The sequence below is a fragment of the Caballeronia temeraria genome, from assembly GCF_001544795.2.
Classification (GTDB): Bacteria; Pseudomonadota; Gammaproteobacteria; order Burkholderiales; family Burkholderiaceae; genus Caballeronia; species Caballeronia temeraria.
Genome location: NZ_FCOI02000034.1, coordinates 11,918 through 30,800, shown reverse-complemented (window position 1 = coordinate 30,800; position 18,883 = coordinate 11,918). Strand labels below are relative to the sequence as shown.

Here is an 18,883-nt window from a genome sequence, read left to right as displayed (position 1 = left end):
GTTTGATGACATCGGTCTCATTGCGAATCAGCAACGCGTATGCCATGAAGCGAATGCTTGGCACGGAGTCTTGAAATCGCAGCGTTTCGCACCGGCGCGCTGGAACACGCATTGCAAGCCCAGTCACGCAGATGTACGTAACCAATGATAGGCATCGACTATGCGAGTCACATCGAAAAGCAATTCAATGCTCTTGCGAAAGGCGCTGCTCGGCGGCGCGGCGGTCGCATCGATCGGCATCGCGGCGTGGACCGCCCTGCGCGCGCGCCGTGCGGAGCGCGATTTTCCGCCCCTCGGACAGTTCATCGATGTCGATGGCGTGCGCCTCCACTATTTCGATGAAGGCGATGGTCCCATCGTCGTGCTGCTGCATGGCAATCTCGTCACGGTGCAGGATTACTTCGCGAGTGGCATGTTCGATCGCCTGACGGCGCGGCATCGCGTCATCGCGTTTGATCGTCCAGGCTTCGGACATAGCAGCCGCCCACGTGATCGCCTGTGGACACCGCAGGCTCAGGCCGCGTTGATCCAGCGGGCGCTGCAGAAGCTGGGGCTGCCGGATGCGGTCATCGTCGGGCATTCGCTCGGCTGTCTCGTCGCGACGGCTATGGCGCTCGATCCGAAGATGGACATTCGCGGGCTTACATTAATCTCGGGCTATTTCTATCCGACCCCGCGCGCGGACGTTGCGATCAGCGCGCCTGCCGCAATTCCGGTGCTTGGCGATGTCATGCGCTATACGGTCTCGCCGATCGTCGCGCGCATGATGTACGACCGCACCATCGATGCGATGTTCGCACCGCGCGCCGTGCCCGATTCGTTTCATACGTATGTGCCGCGCGAGCCGGTCTTGCGCCCGTCGCAGATGCGCGCGACGGCGGAAGATGCCGCGTACATGATTCCGGCTGCGGCCTCGATGTCAGAGCGATACGGTGAGATCGATGTACCCGTTCGCATCTTCGCGGGCAGCGATGACAAGATCGCCGATCCTGAATCGCAGTCGGGACGCTTGTCCAAGGCGATCAGACAAAGCGTGCTTTCAGTCGTGCAGGGCTCCGGACATATGGTTCATTACGACGACTCCGGCCGCATCGGCGATGCGATCGAAGCGATGGCGCTTTGAGCAGGTAATCAGGCATACGAAATAAAATCGACTCTACTTGGCACGGTGGTTGCTGCCGTTTGAATGTCCACTGACTCTGGAGAAAAAAATGGCAGGCGATAACTCTTACAAGCCCGGCGAGATCGTAAAAGTCTCGGGCATCTACGCCGTAGTTCGCGACGACGGCAAAGATACCTTCGAAGTGACGTGCGTCGAAGGCGAGCATTTCCCGCCTACGCGGAGCGGAAAAGGCGCGCATTTCGAACTCAAATATGGCGCCCGACATGCTCACACGCATGAAGCGTTGAAAGGTACGGAAGCGCGCGGCTGACGCGCTTTCGAAGTTCGCACGCCGGCGTGAACCGGCGTGCAACCAGCGCCACCCACGCCCAAGTTACTGAGAACAACCCCTCGAATGCTCCGGCGATTACCCGCTTGCTAGATCGATCTAACAGGCATAAAGTAACGTCAAATCAGCGCATGAAGAAGGGAGACGAGGTGATTCTTTCGACCGAGCATCAACAAGTTGCCGACATGGCCCGGCGCTTCTCAAACGAAGTCATCCGCCCTGAAGCAGAGCGGCTGGACCGTGACGAATGCTTTCCTGCCGACATATACCGGCAGATGGGCGAAACCGGCCTTTTCGGCATCACCGTGCCCGAGTCGATGGGCGGCGCGGGGCTCGACTGCCTCGCGTATTCCATCGTCATGGAAGAACTGAGCCGCGGTTACTCGTCGGTGGCGGATCAGTGCGGACTCGTCGAACTGCTCGGCACCTTGCTCGGCAAGCACGGCACGCCCGCGCAGATCGACCGCTGGCTCGGGCCGCTGGTGCGCGCGGAATCGAAAGGCGCGTACTGCATCACCGAAGCAGGCGCGGGCAGCGACGTCTCCGGCGTCAAGACCACGGCCGTGCCCGATGGCGACGGCTGGTCGCTCAGCGGCTCGAAGCTCTGGATACACAATGCGCCCGTCGCGGACGTCGCCCTCGTGCTGGCACGCACCGACCCCGGCGCGGGCAAGCGCGGCATGAGCATCTTCATCGTGGATTGCGCGTCGAAGGGCGTATCGCGCGGGCCGAAAGAGCACAAGCTCGGGCAGCGCGCATCGCAAGTCGGAGAACTGCATTTCGACGATGTGAAGCTTCCCGCCGACGCATTGCTCGGCACCGAGGGGCGCGGCTTCCACATGATGATGAGCGTCCTCGAAAAAGGGCGCGTGGGCATCGGCGCGCTGGCCGTCGGCATCATGCAGGCGGCGCTGGAGGCGGGCATCGAGCAGGCGAAGATGCGCAAGCAGTTCGGCCAGCCGATCGCCGAGTTCCAGGCCATCCAGTTCATGCTCGCCGACATGGCCAAGGACACCGAAGCGGCGCGCCTGCTCGTGCGCTCGGCGGCTTCGAAAATCGATGCGGGCGTGGAGGCGACCGCCGCCGCGTCGATGGCGAAATGCTTTGCCGGGGACGCCGCCGTGCAGCACACCAGCAACGCCATCCAGATCTTCGGCGGCAGCGGCTACATTCGCGGCTATGAAGTCGAACGTCTCTATCGCGACGCCAAGATCACGCAAATCTACGAAGGCACGAACCAGATTCAGCGCGTCATCATCGCGCGTCAATTGCTGAAGGCATGATCATGAGCAGAACCGCCATCGTCACCGGTGCTTCGCGCGGGATCGGGCACGCCGTCGCGTTGGCGCTCGCCGCCGAAGGCTTCGATATCGCCGCCATTGCCTTGAACGACGCCGGCCGGCTGCGCGCGCTCGAAGCCGAAGTCGAAGCGCTGGGGCGCCGTTGCGCGAGCTTCGATCTCGACATCGGCGATATCGACGCGCACTCGGGCGTGCTCGCCGCGATCGACGAGCGCTTCGGCGGCATCGACTGTCTGGTGAACAACGCGGGCGTGTCCGTGCTGAATCGCGGCGATCTGCTCGACGTGAACGCGCAAAGTTACGACCGCTGCTTCGACATCAACACGCGCGGCACGTTCTTTCTGACGCAAGCCGTCGCCAGGTCGATGACAACGCGAGCGCCCGCCGCGGAAGGCGCGCGCAGCATCGTGTTCGTGACGTCGTCGAACGCGGTGGTGGCGAGCGTCGAACGCGGCGAATACTGCATGTCCAAAAGCGCATCGTCGATGGCCGCGCGTCTTTTCGCGCTGCGGCTCGCGTCGCACGGCATCGGCGTATTCGAGGTGCAGCCCGGGCTGATTCTCACGGAGATGACCGCGCCGTCGAAGGGCAAATACGATGCGCTGATCGCCGAAGGCATGACCGCCACGCCGCGCTGGGGCCAGCCCGAAGACGTCGCGCGCGTGATCCGCACGATGGCGGCGGGACTGCTGCCGTACACCGTGGCGCAGGAAGTGCGCGTCGACGGCGGGCTGATGATCCAGCGCTTCTGAGGAAAACCATGCGCGACTTGAACGGGCGCGGCGATCGCTGCTGCATCAACACCGCGACGCTGGGTTATCGAGAGCCGATCGAGACGACGGCGGCCCGCATTGCCGAACAGGGTTTCGGCTGGATCACGCCGTGGCGTCAGGAAATCGACGAAACGAAGCCGCAGGCTGCGGCCAGCGCCATTCGCGCTGCGGGCCTCAAGGTCAACGCGTATTGCCGCACCGCGTATTTCGCGGCGAACGACGCGGCGGGGCGGCGCGCGGCCATCGATTCCAACCGCCGCGCGCTGGAAACCGCCGCCGTGCTCGGCGCGCCGGTGCTGGTCGCGGTGGTGGGCGGCCTGCCGCCCGGTTCGCGCGATGTCGACGATGCACGCGCGCAAATTCTCGACGGCCTCGCCGCGTTGCAGCCTGCCATGCAGGAGACGGGCGTGCGCATCGCGCTGGAACCGCTGCATCCCGTCTATGCCGCCGACCGCAGCCTGCTCAACACGCTCGATCAGGCGCTCGACTGGTGCGACACGCTCGATCCATCGCGCGACGGACATTTCGGCGTGGCCATCGACGCTTATCACGTGTGGTGGGACCCGGCGCTGATGCCGGCCATCGCGCGGGCAGCGGGACGCATACTCGCGCTGCATGTCTGCGACTGGCTCGTCGAAACGCGCGATCCGCTGCAGGATCGCGGCATGATGGGCGATGGCGTGATCGACCTTCGACGTCTGCGTGCGGCGGTGGAGTGCGCGGGCTTCGACGGTCCCGTCGAAGTGGAGATCTTCTCGCGGCTCGACTGGTGGGCGCGCCCCGCCGACGAAACCTTGCGCATCTGCCGCGAGCGCCTGTTCGCGTGCTGCTGATCTGCTATGAGCGCGCTTGCACGTTCGGCTTGAGCCGCAGTCCGAACGGCGCATCGGTGAAGAGCGCGGCGTCCATCGTGCGAAGATCGGACGCGACCTTCAATGCGATCCCGGCCTGATCGAGAATGTCGCGTTGCAGATTCACGCCGGGCGCGATCTCACACACGGTCAGGCCATCGTCCCTCGACTCGATGACGCAGCGCTCCGTCACATACGTCACGCGCTGCCCGCGCTCGCGTCCGATGCGGCCGCTGAACGTGATCTGTTCGGCGCTTTGCACGAACTTGCGCGTGCGGCCTTCCGCGAGAATCGAAAGCGTGCCGCCGCCCACGTCGAGTTTCGCGCCGGCCGTGAAGAAGCCTGAAAACACGATGCGTTTCGCATGCGCGGTGATATCGACGAAACCGCCGCAACCGGCCGTCAGATACGGCTTCGATGCGAGCCGCGACACGTTCACGCTGCCGTCGCCATCGACCTGAAGAAAGGACAGCAGCGCGATATCGAAGCCGCCGCCCTGAAAGTACGTGAACTGATTCGGCGACGCGACGATGGCATCCGCGTTCGACGCGCATCCGAACGCGAATCCGAGCAAGGGCACGCCGCCGACCGCGCCCTGTTCGATGGCCCACGTCACTTCGCCGTGCAGACCCTCTTCGAGCAGAATGCGCGGCACGTTCGCCGAGATGCCGAAGCCTAGATTGGCCGCGCAGCCGTGCGCGAGTTCCATCGCGGCGCGGCGCGCGATGACCTTTTCCGGGCCCCAGGGCGTGGTTTCGAACGCGTGCATCGGCAATGAGATTTCACCGCTGATGGCGGGATCGTACGGCGTCTGCGTGGTCTGCCACTGATCCGCATCGACCACGATGTAATCGACGAGATTGGACGGCACGCGGACGTCCTGCGGCCGCAGCGTGCCGGACCGCGCCACGCGCTTGACCTGGGCGATCACGATGCCGCCGTTGTTGCGCGCGGCCAGCGCCTGATCGATGCCGCCCAGCAGCGCGCCTTCGTGCTCGTAGGAGAGATTCCCGGCTTCGTCGGCGGTGGTCGCGCGAATGATCGCCACGCGCGGCGCGATGGCCGGGAAATACAGCCAGTCACCGCCGTCGAACGTAACCTTGCGCACGATCGGCTTCTCGCGCGCGGCGGCGTTCATCGCGCAGCCTTGCAGTTCGGGATCGACGAAGGTGCCCATGCCGACCTTCGTCAGCACGCCGGGGCGGCGCGCGGCGGCGTCGCGGTGCATGTCGAAGAGGATGCCGCTCGGCACGTTGTACGCCGCGATCTCGTTGTCGACGATCATGCGCCACACGTCGGGCATCGGCAGCGACGACGGCCCGCTCGGATACGATCCGGCCAGCGTGCGCGCGAGCAGCCCGCGCCGCGCGAGATGATCGATGCCTTTCACGCCGTACATGTCGCCCGCCGCGATCGGGTTCAGTGTCGTGATGCCGCGCGGCTGTCCCTCGCGTTCGAAGCGCGCGCCGATGGCCGCCAGCACCTTGTCGGGACAGCCGAGGCCGCTCGACGAACTGATGCTGACGATATCGCCGTCGTGAAGCAGTTGCGCGGCTGAGTCGGCGGAAATGACCTTGCTCATGTCGATGTCCGTCCTAGCGGTGAAGATCGAAAAGCGCCGCGCCGCGCTTCATCGCCTGACGCGCGATGATGCCGCGATGAATCTCCGACGTGCCATCGAAGATGCGATAGACGCGCGCATCGCGGTAATAACGTTCGATGGCCAGCTCCTTGCAGAAGCCCATGCCGCCGAACACCTGCACCGCGCGGTCCACCACGCGCCCGAGCGTTTCCGACGCCTGCACCTTGACCATCGAGATCCACTCGCGCGCGTCCTGTTGCGCGTCCATCATCGCGGCGGTGTTGAGCAGCATGAGACGCGCCGCGTTGATCTCCATGACGCTATCGGCGATGAGTTGCTGGATCATCTGGAAATCGCCGATGCGCGTGCCGAACTGCCGCCGCTCGCCCGCATACTCGATCATCATCTCCAGCACGTGCGTCGCCTTGCCGATGCCGCGCGCGCCAATCAACGCGAGCCGCACGCGCCCGAGCATGTTCATCGCCAGTCTGAAGCCTTCGCCCTGGCCGCCGATGAGCGCCATCGGTTCGAGCGGGACATCGTCGAAGAAGAGTTCGTGATGCGGCGTGCCGCGCAGGCCCATCATCTGCTGATCCTTGCCGAGCGTGAAGCCGGGCAGGTTCTTGTCCACCGCGAAGAGCGAAATTTCCTTTTCGCCGGTGCGCGCCGAGACGAGGAAGAAGTCGCTCCATTGCGCATCGCTGATGAAGTGCTTGCTGCCGTTGAGGACCCAGCCCGACGCCGTCTTGCGCGCCGTCGTTCTGATGCCTTGTGCATCCGAACCGGCGCCCGTTTCGGTGATCGCGAGCCCGCACGTGCGCTCGCCCTCGACCGATGGCCTGAGCCAGCGCTCGATCTGTTCGCCTTCGCAGGCGAGCAGCGCGTCGTAGACGTTGCCGAACGCGCGCCGCACGAGAATATCCGAGCTATGGCCGAACTGTTCCTCGCAGAGCATCGAATCGACGGTATTGAGGCCGCCGCCGCCCAGTTCGGCGGGCATGTTGACCGCGTACAGCCCGAGCGCGCCGGCGCGCTGTTGCAGACCCCGCGCGATATCGTGCGGCAGCGCGCCTTCGTCTTCCACTTGTTGTTCGAGCGGCTGCAACTCGGTGCGCACGAAGCGCCGCGCCGTCTCGATCATCATCTTCTGCGTGTCGCCGAGCATGAAATCCATCGATATCTCCGGTCAGCCTTCGCTGGATGCCGCCGCGTGCGATGCGCGCTCCTTGCGCTCCCGCAGCGACGGATGCAGCGCCACGTCGAACGGCATGCGCTCGAGCACGTCGCGCACGAGGTCGACGCCCGGCGCGACTTCGATCAGCCGCAAGCCCTCGGCGGCGAGCTCGAACACGGCGCGCTCAGTGATGTAGAGCACCTGCTGGCCATCGGCGCGCGCCCGCTTGCCGCTGAACGTGATATGACGCACCTGCGGCACGAGCTTCGGCACCGCGCCGTGGCGGCGGATATGCACCTGTCCGTTGGCGAGTTCCACGTCCAGCCCCTTCGCTTCGAACGTGCCGCAGAACACGACCTTGCGCGTGCGCTGCGTGATATCGACGAAGCCGCCCGGCCCGACAATGTTCTCGCCCAGCCACGACACGTTGACGTTGCCCTGCGCATCCAGTTCGCCCATGCCGAGAAAGGCGATATCGATGCCGCCGCCGCTGAAGAAATCGAACTGGTCGTTGGACTTGAGGATGGCGCTCGCATGGCGCGTCGCGCCGAACAGGTCACCGCCGAGCAGCTCCCCGTTGTGCGATCCCTGTTCGATGACCGTCCAGCTGATATCGACGCCCGCTGCGTGCGCGACGGCCGGAATGCCGTCGGGCAGGCCGTAGCCGAAGTTGACGCACGCGCCCGGCACCAGTTCTTGCGCGGCGCGTTTCGCTATGATGTAGCGGATGCCTTGCGGCAATGCGGGCGGCGTGCGCGTATCCGGCGCGGGCAGCTCGCCGCTGATCGCGGGATCGTAGGCGGCGCCGGTCGTCTGCTTCTGCTCGGCGTGGACGCAGATGTCGTCGACGAGCACGCCCGGCACCGTCACCGCGCGCGCGGGCGTGATCGGCGTCGCCGATACGTCGCGGACCTGCGCGAACACGCGCCCGCCCGCGTTGTGCGCGGCGAGCGCGGCGGCGAACGCGTCGATGTCGGCGGGTTCCTCGCGCGACGTCAGATTGCCCTGCATGTCCGCAGTCGTGCCGCGCACGATCGCGAAGTCGATCTCGAAGGGCTTGTACCAGAGCAGTTCCTTGCCGCCTAGCTTGATGACTTCGACGAGATCGTCGCGTGCGCGGGCGTTGACGCGGCCGCCGCCGTGACGCGGATCGGCGAAGGTGTCCAGACCGATGTGCGTCACGAGCCCGTGCCGCCCCGCGCCCGCTTCGCGGATCAGCGTCTGGATGACGCCCGCGGGCATCGTGTAAGCTTCGACGCGCTCTTCGCGGGCGAGCTTCTGCATCGGCTTGGACCACGTCCAGTGACCGCCGACGACGCGCTTCACCATGCCTTCGTGCGCGAAGCGGCTGACGCCGCTGCTGAGCCCGTCGCCGATGCCGAGTCCGTGGATCAGCGTGAGATCGCGCGGATGCCCGGTCGCCAGAAAGCGCCGCTCGATGGCCGACGTGATGTGATCGGGTTCGACCAAGCCGCCGCCCGAGCCGCTCAGTACGACGACCGCGCCGTCGAAGATCGCGGCGGCCATGGCGTCCGGATCAGTCAGGTTTGCACGTTTCATTTCATCGTTCCTCGTGGCCCGTCCGCGCGAGCGCGCGGACCATGAGCACGTTGATGCCGTCCTGGATCAGCACGCCGTCCTGGTTGCGCACTTCCACCTGCAGACGCACGATGCCGCGATCGGCGCGCCGCGTCGGCCGCTTGTCGAACACGGCGATGCGCCCCTGGATCCTGTCGCCGATCAGCACCGGCTTGTGAAAGCGGTACGTCCATTCGAGCGTCGCGACGGCAGCCAGTTGCGTGGCCGCGCGGTTCTTGAGGCCGTCGACCATCGCGAGGCACAGGAGGCCATGCGCGACGCGCCCCGGAAAGCCGACGCCGCGCGCGAATTCATCGTCCATGTGGACATCGAAGAAATCGCCCGAAATGCCCGCGAACTGCACCACGTGGCTTTCCGTCACCACGATGCCCGATGTCGCGAAGGCGAGACCCGGTTCGATCTCGTCGTAAAGCAGGGAATGGCTCATGTCGTTGTCCTTGTCGGCTAGCCTGCGTCGCGATCAGTCGAAATCGGGCGCATGCGGCACCCGGTCCCGATTGACAATGCGGTAGTTCGTCGCGTTCAGCGCATCGATGCGTTCCATGTCGATGCTCGACAGCGTGAAGTCCATCACATCGAAATTGGCCTCGATGTTCTTGCGCTGCGTGGACATGGTGTTGATCGGCACGCCTTTCTGGAGAATCCAGCGCAGCACGATCTGCGCGGCGCTCTTGCCGTACTGCGCGCCCATCTCGCCGAACAGCGGATAGTTGAAGACTTCGCCGCGCGCGACCGAGCAATACGACGACAGCGGAATGCCGGTCTCGGCTGCGGCTCGCAGCAAGACGCGCTGGTCCAGCAACGGATGAAACTCCACCTGATTCGTGACGAGCGGCAGCGCCGTCGCGGCGCGGGCGGCGCGCATCATCGCGGCGGTGAAGTTGCTCACGCCGATATGCCGCGCGAGTCCCGCGCGCTGCGCCTCTTCGAGCCTTCGCACCGAAGGCGCGACGTCGCCGTCGGCGGGCGGCCAGTGCAGCAGGAGCACGTCGACCTGTTCGACCTTCAGCTTGTCGAGGCTTTCGCGCAGCGTCGGCATGAAGCGTTCGCCGGAATCGTTGGCGGGCGCGATCTTCGTGGTGATGCACAACTCGTCGCGCGGCACGCCGATCGCCCGCAGCGCCGAGCCGACGCCGAGTTCGTTGTCGTAGAGCTGCGCGGTGTCGATCGCGCGATAACCCGTTTCGATGGCGGCGGCGAGGGCGTCGTGCAATTGCCGGCCCTGTAGCGGCCACGTGCCGAACGAGCGTTGATGCGTGCGCTGGAAGAGAACGTTCATGGTTTAGAAGACGGCAGTGGTTTTAGCGAAGAAGGCGTCGATGCCGCGTTGCGCGTCGGCGCTGTTGCGCACGTCGAGCGCGGCTTGCGGATAGGCGATGCGCGCGTCCTTCGCGTCATCGAGGATGAGGGCCTTGGCGGACGCGGCGGCGCGCGGCGATACCTCGCACAGCCGCGCGGTCCAGTCGGCGAGGCGCACGCCGGCGTCCTGCGGCGCGCAGACGGCATTGACGACGCCCCATTGCAGCGCGGTCGGCGCATCGATCTCGCGCGACAGCAGCACGGCTTCGAGCGCGCGCGCGCGCCCCGCGATGCGCTGCAGGCGGTCGCCGCCTTCCCAGCCGGGAATCGCACCGATGGCGACTTCCGGAAAGCGCAGCCGCGCGGCGTCCGTGGCGAGCCGCAGATCGCAGCACAGCGCAAGCTCCAGCCCGCCGCCGAAGCACAAACCTTCGATCAGCGCGATGCTCGGGCAGCGCAGGCGCTCGAAGCGCCGGAACGTTTCGTTGCCTTCGCCGACCCATTTGCGCGCGAAGACTTCCGGCGCCAGCGCGGACCATTCGCGAATGTCCGCGCCCGAACTGAACGCGCCGCCTTCGGTGCCGCGCAAGACCACGGCGCGAATGCGCTCGTCTTCCTCGATATGCGCGATCTGCTCGTCGAGCGCGGCGAGTATCGCGAAGTCGAGCGCGTTCGCCTTGCGCGGATTGCTCAGTTCCAGCGTCAGCACGGCGCCGTCGCGGCGCGCGATGAGTTGTCCCATCGAATGTCTCCTTCAGTCCTGGGACACGCCGTAGACGGCGAGAAAGCGCTTCATGCGCGCGACGGCGAGTTCCGGCTGGCGCAGCAGGCCGGCGGCATCGGCGAGTTTGAAGAGATCGACGAAATAGGGCAGCGGGCGCATGGCCTGATGACCCGCGAGCATCGTCATATGCGATTGATGGCCGTTCAGGAACGCGAGAAAGACGATGCCCGTCTTGTAAAAGCGCGTCGGCGCGCGAAAAATGTGGCGCGACAGCGGCACCGTGGGCGCGAGAATCGCGTGGAAGCGCTCGCGGCGTCCAGCGGCGAGTTCGGCGAGCGCGGCCGATGCGACGGGCGCGATGCCGTCGAAGATGCCGAGCAGCGCGTGCGAGTACCCCGCTTCGTCGCCGGCGATCAGTTCCGGGTAGTTGAAGTCGTCGCCCGTGTACATCTTCACGCCGGCGGGCAGCAGGCGGCGCATGTCGATCTCGCGCTGCTTGTCGAGCAGCGAGACCTTGATGCCGTCCACCTTCGCGGCGGATTCGCGCATGACTTCGAGCGCCACGTCGCGCGCGGCGGTGAGATCGTCGGTGCCCCAGTAGCCGGCGAGCGCGGGATCGAACATGTCGCCGAGCCAGTGAAGGATCACCGGCTGCTCCACTTGCGCCAGCACGCGGCGATACACCGTCGCATAGTCGTCCGGCGTTCGCGCGATGCGCGCCAGCGCGCGGCTCGCCATCAGGATCAGCCGGCCGCCGGCTGTCTGGATGGCATCGACCTGTTGCAGATACGCGCTGATCACGGCGTCGAGCGAATCGACGGATGCGGGATCGAGATGGTCCGTGCCGCAGCCGTTGAAGATCGGCACGCGGGCGTCGGCGAGTTCCGCGCGCGTGCGGCGGATCAGTTGCAGCGCTTCCTGCCAGTCGAGGCCCATGCCGCGCTGCGCGGTGTCCATCGCTTCGGCAATGCCGAGCCCGAGCCCCGCGAGGTAGCGGCGATATTCGAGCGTCTTGTCCCAGTCGATGCGGCCGCCGCCGGAAGGATCGGCGTTCGCGAAGGGATCGGCGACGACGTGCGCCGCCGACAGCGCGATGCGGTTGAAGGGCGCGGAACTTTCGACTTCAGGCAGCGGCGTGCCGGCAAGCGTATAGCGTTCCAGCGCACCGGAAGAGGTAGGCAGTTCGAGACTGTTCATGTCGCGTGACTCGCGCTTGAGTTGGAAAAGAAAGGGAACCTCACAGACGCGGGATGGACAGCGCGCCATCGATATTCAGCACGCTTCCGGTGGCGAAACCCATGCGCCCGGACGCGAGCGCCGCCACCGCCGAGGCGACGTCCTGCGGCGTGCCCCAGCGCTGCATCGGCACGAGGCCGCCCGCGATGCGTTCGTCGTAGCGCGCGGCGACGGCTTCGGTCATCGGCGTGCGGATGATGCCGGGCCGCACTTCGAATACGCCGATGCCGAGCGGCGCCAGGCGCAGCGCGAAAAGCCGCGTCAGCATGCCGAGACCGGCCTTCGACATGCAGTATTCGCCGCGCTCGACGGACGCCAGCTCCGCGCTCACCGACGACACCGTGACGATGGCGCGCGCATGCTCGTTGCCGCTCGATGCCATGTGACGCGCCACCGCCTGAGTGAGAAAAAACGTGCCCCGCATGTTGATGTCCACCACCCGGTCATAAGACGATTCGCCGAGTTCGAGCAGGTCGCCGCGCCGGTCGGCGGATACGCCCGCGTTGTTGACGAGACACGCGAGCGGCCCGCACGCCGCCACGATGCGCCCGACGAGCGCCGGATGCGCGGCGCTGTCGGCGAGATCGTGCCGCCAGAAGCCCGCGCGGCCGCCGTGCGATTCGACCGCGGCGCAGGTATCGGCTGCGCCGGTTTCGTCGATATCGACCAGCGCGAGGTCGAAGCCGCAGCGCGCCAGTTCCGCCGCGATGGCCGCCCCGATCCCGCGCCGCGCGCCGGTCACAAGGGCGAGCGGCCGCGCCCGTCCGGGCGCTAGTACAGGAGACGAGGCAGCCATTCGGAGAATGCCGGCACGAAGGCGAGCAGCAGGATGGTGACGAACATGATCGCCATGAAGGGCAGCATCGGCCGCACGAGATTCACCATGCGGATATTGGCGACGCCGGTGACGATGAAGCAGGCTGTGCCGATCGGCGGCGTGACGAGCGATATGCCGACGATGGCGATGGCGAGAATCGCGAAGTGGATGTCGCTGAAGCCCGCGTCCTGCGCGATCGGCAGGAAGAGCGGAATCAGCAGGATCAGCGCGGGAATGCCGTCGAGCAGCGCGCCCAGCAGCCAGAACACCACGACGATGAACACCGTGAACACGATCTTGTGGCTCGTCAGTTGGGAGGCGAATTCCGCGACCTGTTCGCCCACTGAGTTGTACGCGAGCATGTAGCCGAGGATCTGCGCGACGCCCACGAGCGACAGCACGATCGCGCTCGTGCGGCCCGCCTTGATGAGGATGCCGAGCCATGCGCGGGCGGGAATCGAGCGTTGCAGGAGCGTGATGATCGTCACGTAGGCGACCGCCGCCGCCGCCGATTCGGTCGCCGTGAAGAAGCCCATGAAGATGCCGCCGAGAATGATGATCGGCGCACCCAGCGCGGGAATCGCGAGCACGAACGCGCGGCCCAGTTCCGGCACGCTGAAGTGAACCGGCGCGACGGGCGGCTCAAGGCGCGAGCGATACATGATGATGAGCATCTTCGTCACGCCGACCAGAATGGCGGGCAGCGTGGCCGCGAGAAAGAGCTTGGTGACCGACATGTTCGCCACCGTCGCGAGCACGATGATGGTGATCGACGGCGGAATCAGGATGCCCGTGCCCGCCGCCGCCGCGATGATCGCGGACGACCATTCCTTGCGGTAGCCGGCCTTCTCCATCGACGGGAGCATGGCGGAACTGATCGCGGCGGCGTCGGCGTTCACCGAGCCGCTCAGGCCCGAGAACACCATCGTCGATGCCACGGCGCTCACGCCCAGTCCGCCCGGCACGCGCCCGACCAGCAGGTTCATGAAGTTGACGAGCCGGCCCGCCGAGCCGGAGTGGAACAGGATTTCGCCGGCGAGGATGAAGAGCGGCACGGCGAGCAGCGTGAACGAGTCGACGCCGTGATACATCGCCTGGGCGATGTTGGTGAGCGGCAGGCCCTGCATCAGGCCGTCGATGGTGCCGACCGCGCCCAGCGACGCGATGATCGGCGCGCCGGCGAGCACGAACAGCGCAAGCAGTCCGATGGTCAGAATCATTGCGTCCTCGTTTCGGTATGGCCGTGGCCGCGATGCGCGCCGCTGTCGAGATCGACGTGCGCCGCGACGTCCCATGCATGCGCCGCGAGATGCAGGAGCCCGAGCGCGCTGCCGGCCGGAATGGCGGCGAACGAGATCCACTGCGGAATGCCGCTCGGCGTGAGTTGACTGAAGCCGAGTTCCGTGAACTGCCAGCCGCCCCACGCGAGCGCGACGAGCAGAAAGCCCATCAGCAGCATCTGCACGAGCGAGGCGCACGTGAGCCAGCGGCCGCTCAGCTTGTCCTCGAACAGTTCGAACGCGACATGCACCTTGTCGCGCACGCCCACCGCGATGCCGATGAACGTCATCCAGATCATCAGCGTGACGCTGACCTCGATGTTCCACGAAAGCGAAACGTGAAAGACGAAGCGGGACAAAATGCCCGCGAGCACGACGCAGAAGATCGCGAAAACCAGCACCGCGATCAGCAGATCCTCGACGCTCGCGAGCATGCGAAACGCGCGGGTCTGGTTGATGCCGTCGCGGGGCGCAGGCGAAAGCGGTTGGGGTTTCATGTCGGAGAACCTGTGGCTTGAGGTCAGAGATCCGGCAGATACGTCGCCAGTTCGGCGAAGTTCGAGCGGTACTTCGTGTAGATCGGCTTGACCGCCGTGCGGAACGCGGGAATGTTCGCGTCGTTGAAGGCCGCGCCGTTCTTCTTCGCTTCGGAGAGATACTTCGCGTCCGACGCCATCCAGAGTTCGCGTTCGTGCTGTTGCGCCTCGGCGCCCGCCTGCTTCACGGCGTCGCGCTGTTTCGGATCGAGCGCATCGAACCATTTCTTGCTCGCGAGCATCGGGTCGATGGAGAAGAAGTGATTCGTGTATGAGTAGTACTTGGCCACTTCGCTGTGATGCTGCTGCACGAAGAACGTGACCGAGTTCTCCGCGCCGTCGACCACGCCTTGCTGCAGCGCGGAGTAGATCTGCGTCGTGTCGAGCGGCGTTGCCTGCGCGCCCAGCTGGTTGAAGGTGGCGATCATGATCTGGTTGCCCTGCGTGCGCACTTTCAGGCCCTTGAGATCGTCCGGTTCGTGAACGGCGCGCGTGCGGTTGTAGACGCTGCGCTGTCCCGAATCGAACCAGCCCAGCAGCACGAAGCCGAGCTTGTCCAGAATGCCCGCGTATGCCTGACCGAGCGCGCCGTCCTGCGCCGAGAACAGCGACTTGCGATCCGGAAACGCGAAGGGCATGGCGAACAGGCCGAGACGCTTGTCGTAGCCTTCCAGATCCGCGACGTTCGTGACCGTGATTTCCAGCGTGCCGTTGCGCAACTGCTCGTTCATGCGGGTGTGCGAGCCGAGGACGCCGTCGGGAAATACGCGCGCGTCGAAGCCCGTCGATTCCTTCAGCTTCTTCGCCATCACGTTCTCGGTAATGACTTCGGGATTGTGGCGATCCACGACATCGCCGATACGGATGGTCTGTCCGTCCGCCAGCGCGAGGCGCGGCATGTAGCCCGCGGCGGCGGACGCGGCGGCGAGGATCAGCAGCTTGCGGCGAGAGAGCAGGTAGTCACGCATGAATCGGATTCCTATGGTTTTCATGCCGTATCGCACTGCCGCACTGCGGTGTCGCATTACGGCGCAAGTGCACGGAGGAGCGGCTGGAACTGACCGGAAGGCTGCCGCATGAGCACGTCTTTATCGCGTGTTAGATCGATCTACTAGGGCGTAGATTAGGGGCTGCGCAGACGTGACGCAAGCGGATTTTGCCTAAGGGAAACCCGAACCGGACGGCTCGGGAAAGTTCGGACGATGAGAAAGCGAGCCTGTTTTTCAGGCCTTGGCGCGCGCGCCGCAGGTGCCGCGCACGATGAGCACCGGCTCCGACACGATGCGCGTCGGCGTGCGCGACGGCTCGGTCATGCGCTTGAGCAGGAGGTCGGCGGCGGTCTGGCCGATCTCGTCCTGCAAGACCTGTACCGTCGTGAGCGGCGGCTCCCACAGCGCGGCTTCGGGGACATCGTCGAAGCCGACGACGCCGAAATCCGTGCCCGGTTCGATGCCGTGCGCGCGCAGGCCCAGCATCACGCCGAACGCGACGATATCGTTGCCGCACACGACCGCCGTCGGCGGATTCTTCAGGCGCAGCAGTTCGGTGATGATGCGCTTGCCGTCGGAGCGCGTGAGCGGCGAGGGCACGATCAGCCGTTCGTCGAGCTTGATCTTCGCGGCGCGCAGGGCTTCGCGATAACCTTCGGCGCGGTCGCTGCCGGTGGAGGCGCGCATCACGCCGCCGATCATCGCGATACGGCGATGCCCGAGGCCGATCAGATGCGAGGTCGCGAGCGCCATGCCGCGCCGGTTGTCCACGCCCACGTAATCGGCCTGAAGGTTCGCCACGTAGCGCGAGGCGAACACGCACGGAATGCCCCAGGCGAGCACCTGACGCATCTGCGAGGCCGTGGTGGATTCCGTCGGACAGACGATGAGACCGTCGATGTTGTGCTGCCGCACCGTATCGAGAAAGCGGCTTTGCCGTTCGAGCGATTCGTCGGTGTTGCCGAGCAGCGTGATGAAGCCTTGCGTGCTCAGGCTCGCTTCGATGGCGCGCACGAGCATCGTGAAATAAGGATTGGCGAGATCGTTGACGACGACGCCGACCGTATGCGTCTGATTGCTGCGCATGCCCGCCGCGTGGCGGTTATAGACATAGCCTTTGCGCTTGAACGCTTCGAGCACGCGCTCGCGCGTAGCCTCGGAAATGCGCGGGCTGTTGCGCAGAACGAGCGAGACCGTGGCGCGAGACAGGCCGAGATCGTTGGCGATGTCGAGCAGTGTAACGGGAGAACCGGGTTTGTCTCGGGACATTGGAACGGTCGATGAGTCGTATGCCCGGAGTGTATCCGAAACGGCCGGACGTTCCGCTGCCGGCGCCTTGCGTCACATCGGTGCGATGCCGAAGAATTCCGCGACGAGTTCCGCCTGATTCTCCAGCAGATGCCGGCCGAGATGAACGCGATGCCCGCGCTCTTCCGCCCGGCAGAGCAGCGGCGTGCGCTCGGGTTTCATGATGATGTCGGCGACCAGCACATCGCGGCCGAGCCTGTCGATGTCGAACGGCAGCGGGTCGCCCGGCGCCATGCCGCACGGCGTGGCGTTCACCACCATGTCGACGTTCTCCGGTTTCTCGCCGCCTGCGACGACGCGCACGTCCGGATAGGCCCGCGCGATCTGCGCGACGAGCGCGTCCTGCTTGTCGCGATCCACGTCGGTCAGTTGCAGCGAACGCACGCCCGCGCGCGCGAGCGCATGGGCGAGCGCCTTTCCCGCGCCACCCGCGCCCGCCTGGAACACCGCCATGCCGCGCGGCTCGTGGCCCTCTTTGCGCAGTCCGCGCGTGAAGCCTTCGCCGTCGTACATGTCGCCTTCCCATTCGCCGTTTTCGGCGCGGCGCATGCAGTTGATCGCGCCCACGTGCTGCGCGGCGGGCAGCAGCCGGTCGACGAGTTCCGTCATCGCGATCTTGTGCGGCACCGTGACGACGATGCCGTCCAGATTGCCGACTGCCTTGAGTCCCGCGATCGCCCTCGCGAGCGATGCGGCAGGAATTCGCATCGGCACGAGCACTGCATTGACGCCCATGCGCTGGAAGATTTCGTTGAACACGAGCGGCGAGCGTGCCTGCGCGATGGGATCGCCGACGATGGCGAAGAGGCGCGTATCGCCGGCGACGGCGGCATTGAGCGTATGGGTCATGTTGGCGAGCCGGGCTTGACCGGCATGGGTCGACGATTCGCCGACGACGCGATGAGGGCATCGATCAGCAGTTGAACGGTCAGCGCGCTGCGTAGCGATGCGACCGGCTCGGCGCCGCGCGTGGCGGCATCGATGAAATTGGCCATGACCGCCCGATGCGCATGGTGCGAGAAGGCCATCGGATTTGCGCCGGAACCGAGCGATGCTGCTTCGCCTTCCTCGATCACGGAGCCGTCCACGTAATGGACGACGAGCCTGCCGCCGCTGAGCGTGGCGGTGCCGTTCGCGCCGCTGATCTCGATGCGTTCGTCGAAGCCGGGATATACCGCCGTGCTCGCATGGAGCGACGCGACGCAGCCGCTGCCATAGCGCATGACGCCCGCGACCGTGTCCTCACATTCCATGCGATGCGCGTGGCTGGTGATCGCATAGGCGAACACTTCGTCGGGACAGCCGGCGAGCCACAGGAACAGATCGAGCGTATGAATGGCTTGCGTCATCAGCACGCCGCCGCCGTCGCGCGCGAGCGTGCCGCGCCCGGGTTCGTCGTAATAGGATTGCGGCCGCCACCACGGCACCGCGACGCTCGCGCTGTGGATGTCGCCGAGCGCGCGGGCATCGAGCAACTCGCGCAGCTTGCGTGAGGCATCCCGCGTACGATGCTGCAGCACCGTCGCCGCGACGACGCCATGCCGCTCGCATATGTCGGCGAGTTCACGAGCGCGCGCGGTCGTGACATCGACTGGCTTTTCGACCAGCAGATGCTTGCCCGCCGCCGCGATTTTCGCGCCGAGTTCCAGATGCGTGTTCGGCGGCGTGAGCAGCAGCACGGCGTTCACGTGCGGATCGGCCAGCGCGGTGTCCAGGTCGAGCGTGACGCGGGCGTGCGGCAGCGCATCCGCAAACACGCGCGCACGCGCCTCGGAACGCGCGACGACATGGCGCACGGTCACCCGCTCCCGCAAGTCCAGAAGGCCCGCGAGATGCGGCGCGGATGCCATGCCCGCGCCCACGACGGCGATGCTGAAGGCGTTATCGCTCATGAATTGTCTCCGTACCGCGACAATAAGGTAGATCGATCTAATTGTCCAGCGCGCGGTGCGCCCGCGATGCG

General features: G+C 65.8%; 19 protein-coding genes. 5 read left to right on the top strand and 14 right to left on the bottom strand.

Annotation, left to right across the window (positions count from 1 at the left end; all coding sequences use genetic code 11):
* Window positions 1-187: 187 nt before the first annotated feature.
* The 5 genes from AWB76_RS32075 (at window position 188) to AWB76_RS32055 (ending at window position 4,358) form a co-directional block, all read left to right on the top strand.
* On the top strand, window positions 188-1,123 hold the full coding sequence (locus AWB76_RS32075) for an alpha/beta fold hydrolase (protein WP_244173528.1): 936 nt from the start codon (window positions 188-190) through the stop codon (window positions 1,121-1,123).
* Window positions 1,124-1,211: 88 nt separating this feature from the next.
* Window positions 1,212-1,433, top strand: a complete 222-nt coding sequence (locus tag AWB76_RS32070; protein ID WP_061164135.1) for a hypothetical protein — start codon at window positions 1,212-1,214, stop codon at window positions 1,431-1,433.
* 149 nt (window positions 1,434-1,582) lie between these two features.
* A complete protein-coding gene (locus AWB76_RS32065; RefSeq protein ID WP_244173526.1) occupies window positions 1,583-2,734 on the top strand; it encodes an acyl-CoA dehydrogenase family protein in 1,152 nt (383 codons plus the stop codon).
* Between the two features lie 2 nt (window positions 2,735-2,736).
* Window positions 2,737-3,504, top strand: a complete 768-nt coding sequence (locus tag AWB76_RS32060) for a 3-ketoacyl-ACP reductase (RefSeq protein WP_082864575.1) — start codon at window positions 2,737-2,739, stop codon at window positions 3,502-3,504.
* 8 nt (window positions 3,505-3,512) lie between these two features.
* Window positions 3,513-4,358 (top strand): sugar phosphate isomerase/epimerase family protein, encoded by an 846-nt coding sequence (locus AWB76_RS32055; RefSeq protein WP_061164133.1) that lies wholly within the window; start codon window positions 3,513-3,515, stop codon window positions 4,356-4,358.
* A 4-nt stretch (window positions 4,359-4,362) separates the two neighbouring features.
* Here AWB76_RS32055 and AWB76_RS32050 read toward each other — a convergent pair whose 3' ends face one another.
* The 14 genes from AWB76_RS32050 to AWB76_RS31985 all read right to left on the bottom strand — a co-directional run bounded on the left by AWB76_RS32050 (window position 4,363) and on the right by AWB76_RS31985 (window position 18,812).
* Entirely contained in the window at window positions 4,363-5,958 is a 1,596-nt protein-coding gene (locus AWB76_RS32050) for an acyl CoA:acetate/3-ketoacid CoA transferase (protein WP_061164132.1), read from the bottom strand.
* 13 nt (window positions 5,959-5,971) lie between these two features.
* A complete protein-coding gene (locus AWB76_RS32045) occupies window positions 5,972-7,132 on the bottom strand; it encodes an acyl-CoA dehydrogenase family protein (protein WP_061164131.1) in 1,161 nt (386 codons plus the stop codon).
* Window positions 7,133-7,144: 12 nt separating this feature from the next.
* Entirely contained in the window at window positions 7,145-8,692 is a 1,548-nt protein-coding gene (locus tag AWB76_RS32040) for a CoA-transferase (RefSeq protein WP_061164130.1), read from the bottom strand.
* Between the two features lies 1 nt (window position 8,693).
* A complete protein-coding gene (locus AWB76_RS32035; protein WP_061164129.1) occupies window positions 8,694-9,158 on the bottom strand; it encodes a MaoC family dehydratase in 465 nt (154 codons plus the stop codon).
* A gap of 33 nt (window positions 9,159-9,191) precedes the next feature.
* Entirely contained in the window at window positions 9,192-10,010 is an 819-nt protein-coding gene (locus AWB76_RS32030) for an aldo/keto reductase (RefSeq protein ID WP_061164128.1), read from the bottom strand.
* Window positions 10,011-10,013: 3 nt separating this feature from the next.
* Window positions 10,014-10,772, bottom strand: coding sequence for an enoyl-CoA hydratase/isomerase family protein (locus tag AWB76_RS32025; protein WP_061164127.1), 759 nt, complete (start codon window positions 10,770-10,772; stop codon window positions 10,014-10,016).
* A 12-nt stretch (window positions 10,773-10,784) separates the two neighbouring features.
* Window positions 10,785-11,951, bottom strand: coding sequence for a dihydrodipicolinate synthase family protein (locus AWB76_RS32020; protein WP_061164126.1), 1,167 nt, complete (start codon window positions 11,949-11,951; stop codon window positions 10,785-10,787).
* Between the two features lie 40 nt (window positions 11,952-11,991).
* Window positions 11,992-12,786, bottom strand: a complete 795-nt coding sequence (locus AWB76_RS32015; protein WP_061164125.1) for a 3-ketoacyl-ACP reductase — start codon at window positions 12,784-12,786, stop codon at window positions 11,992-11,994.
* The gene (locus AWB76_RS32010; RefSeq protein ID WP_061164124.1) at window positions 12,762-14,027 is read right to left on the bottom strand and encodes a TRAP transporter large permease; all 1,266 of its coding nucleotides are present in this window, start codon (window positions 14,025-14,027) and stop codon (window positions 12,762-12,764) included. Before AWB76_RS32010 ends, AWB76_RS32015 begins: the two co-directional genes overlap by 25 nt.
* Window positions 14,024-14,584, bottom strand: a complete 561-nt coding sequence (locus tag AWB76_RS32005) for a TRAP transporter small permease (protein WP_061164123.1) — start codon at window positions 14,582-14,584, stop codon at window positions 14,024-14,026. The genes AWB76_RS32010 and AWB76_RS32005 overlap by 4 nt, the downstream gene beginning before the upstream one ends.
* A 23-nt stretch (window positions 14,585-14,607) precedes the next feature.
* Entirely contained in the window at window positions 14,608-15,591 is a 984-nt protein-coding gene (locus AWB76_RS32000; protein ID WP_061164122.1) for a TRAP transporter substrate-binding protein, read from the bottom strand.
* A 255-nt stretch (window positions 15,592-15,846) separates the two neighbouring features.
* The gene (locus AWB76_RS31995; RefSeq protein WP_061164121.1) at window positions 15,847-16,881 is read right to left on the bottom strand and encodes a LacI family DNA-binding transcriptional regulator; all 1,035 of its coding nucleotides are present in this window, start codon (window positions 16,879-16,881) and stop codon (window positions 15,847-15,849) included.
* Between the two features lie 72 nt (window positions 16,882-16,953).
* Complete coding sequence (locus AWB76_RS31990) at window positions 16,954-17,769, bottom strand: shikimate dehydrogenase family protein (RefSeq protein ID WP_061164120.1); 816 nt, start codon at window positions 17,767-17,769, stop codon at window positions 16,954-16,956.
* Window positions 17,766-18,812 (bottom strand): Gfo/Idh/MocA family protein, encoded by a 1,047-nt coding sequence (locus AWB76_RS31985; protein ID WP_061164119.1) that lies wholly within the window; start codon window positions 18,810-18,812, stop codon window positions 17,766-17,768. The genes AWB76_RS31990 and AWB76_RS31985 overlap by 4 nt, the downstream gene beginning before the upstream one ends.
* Between the last annotated feature and the right edge of the window lie 71 nt (window positions 18,813-18,883).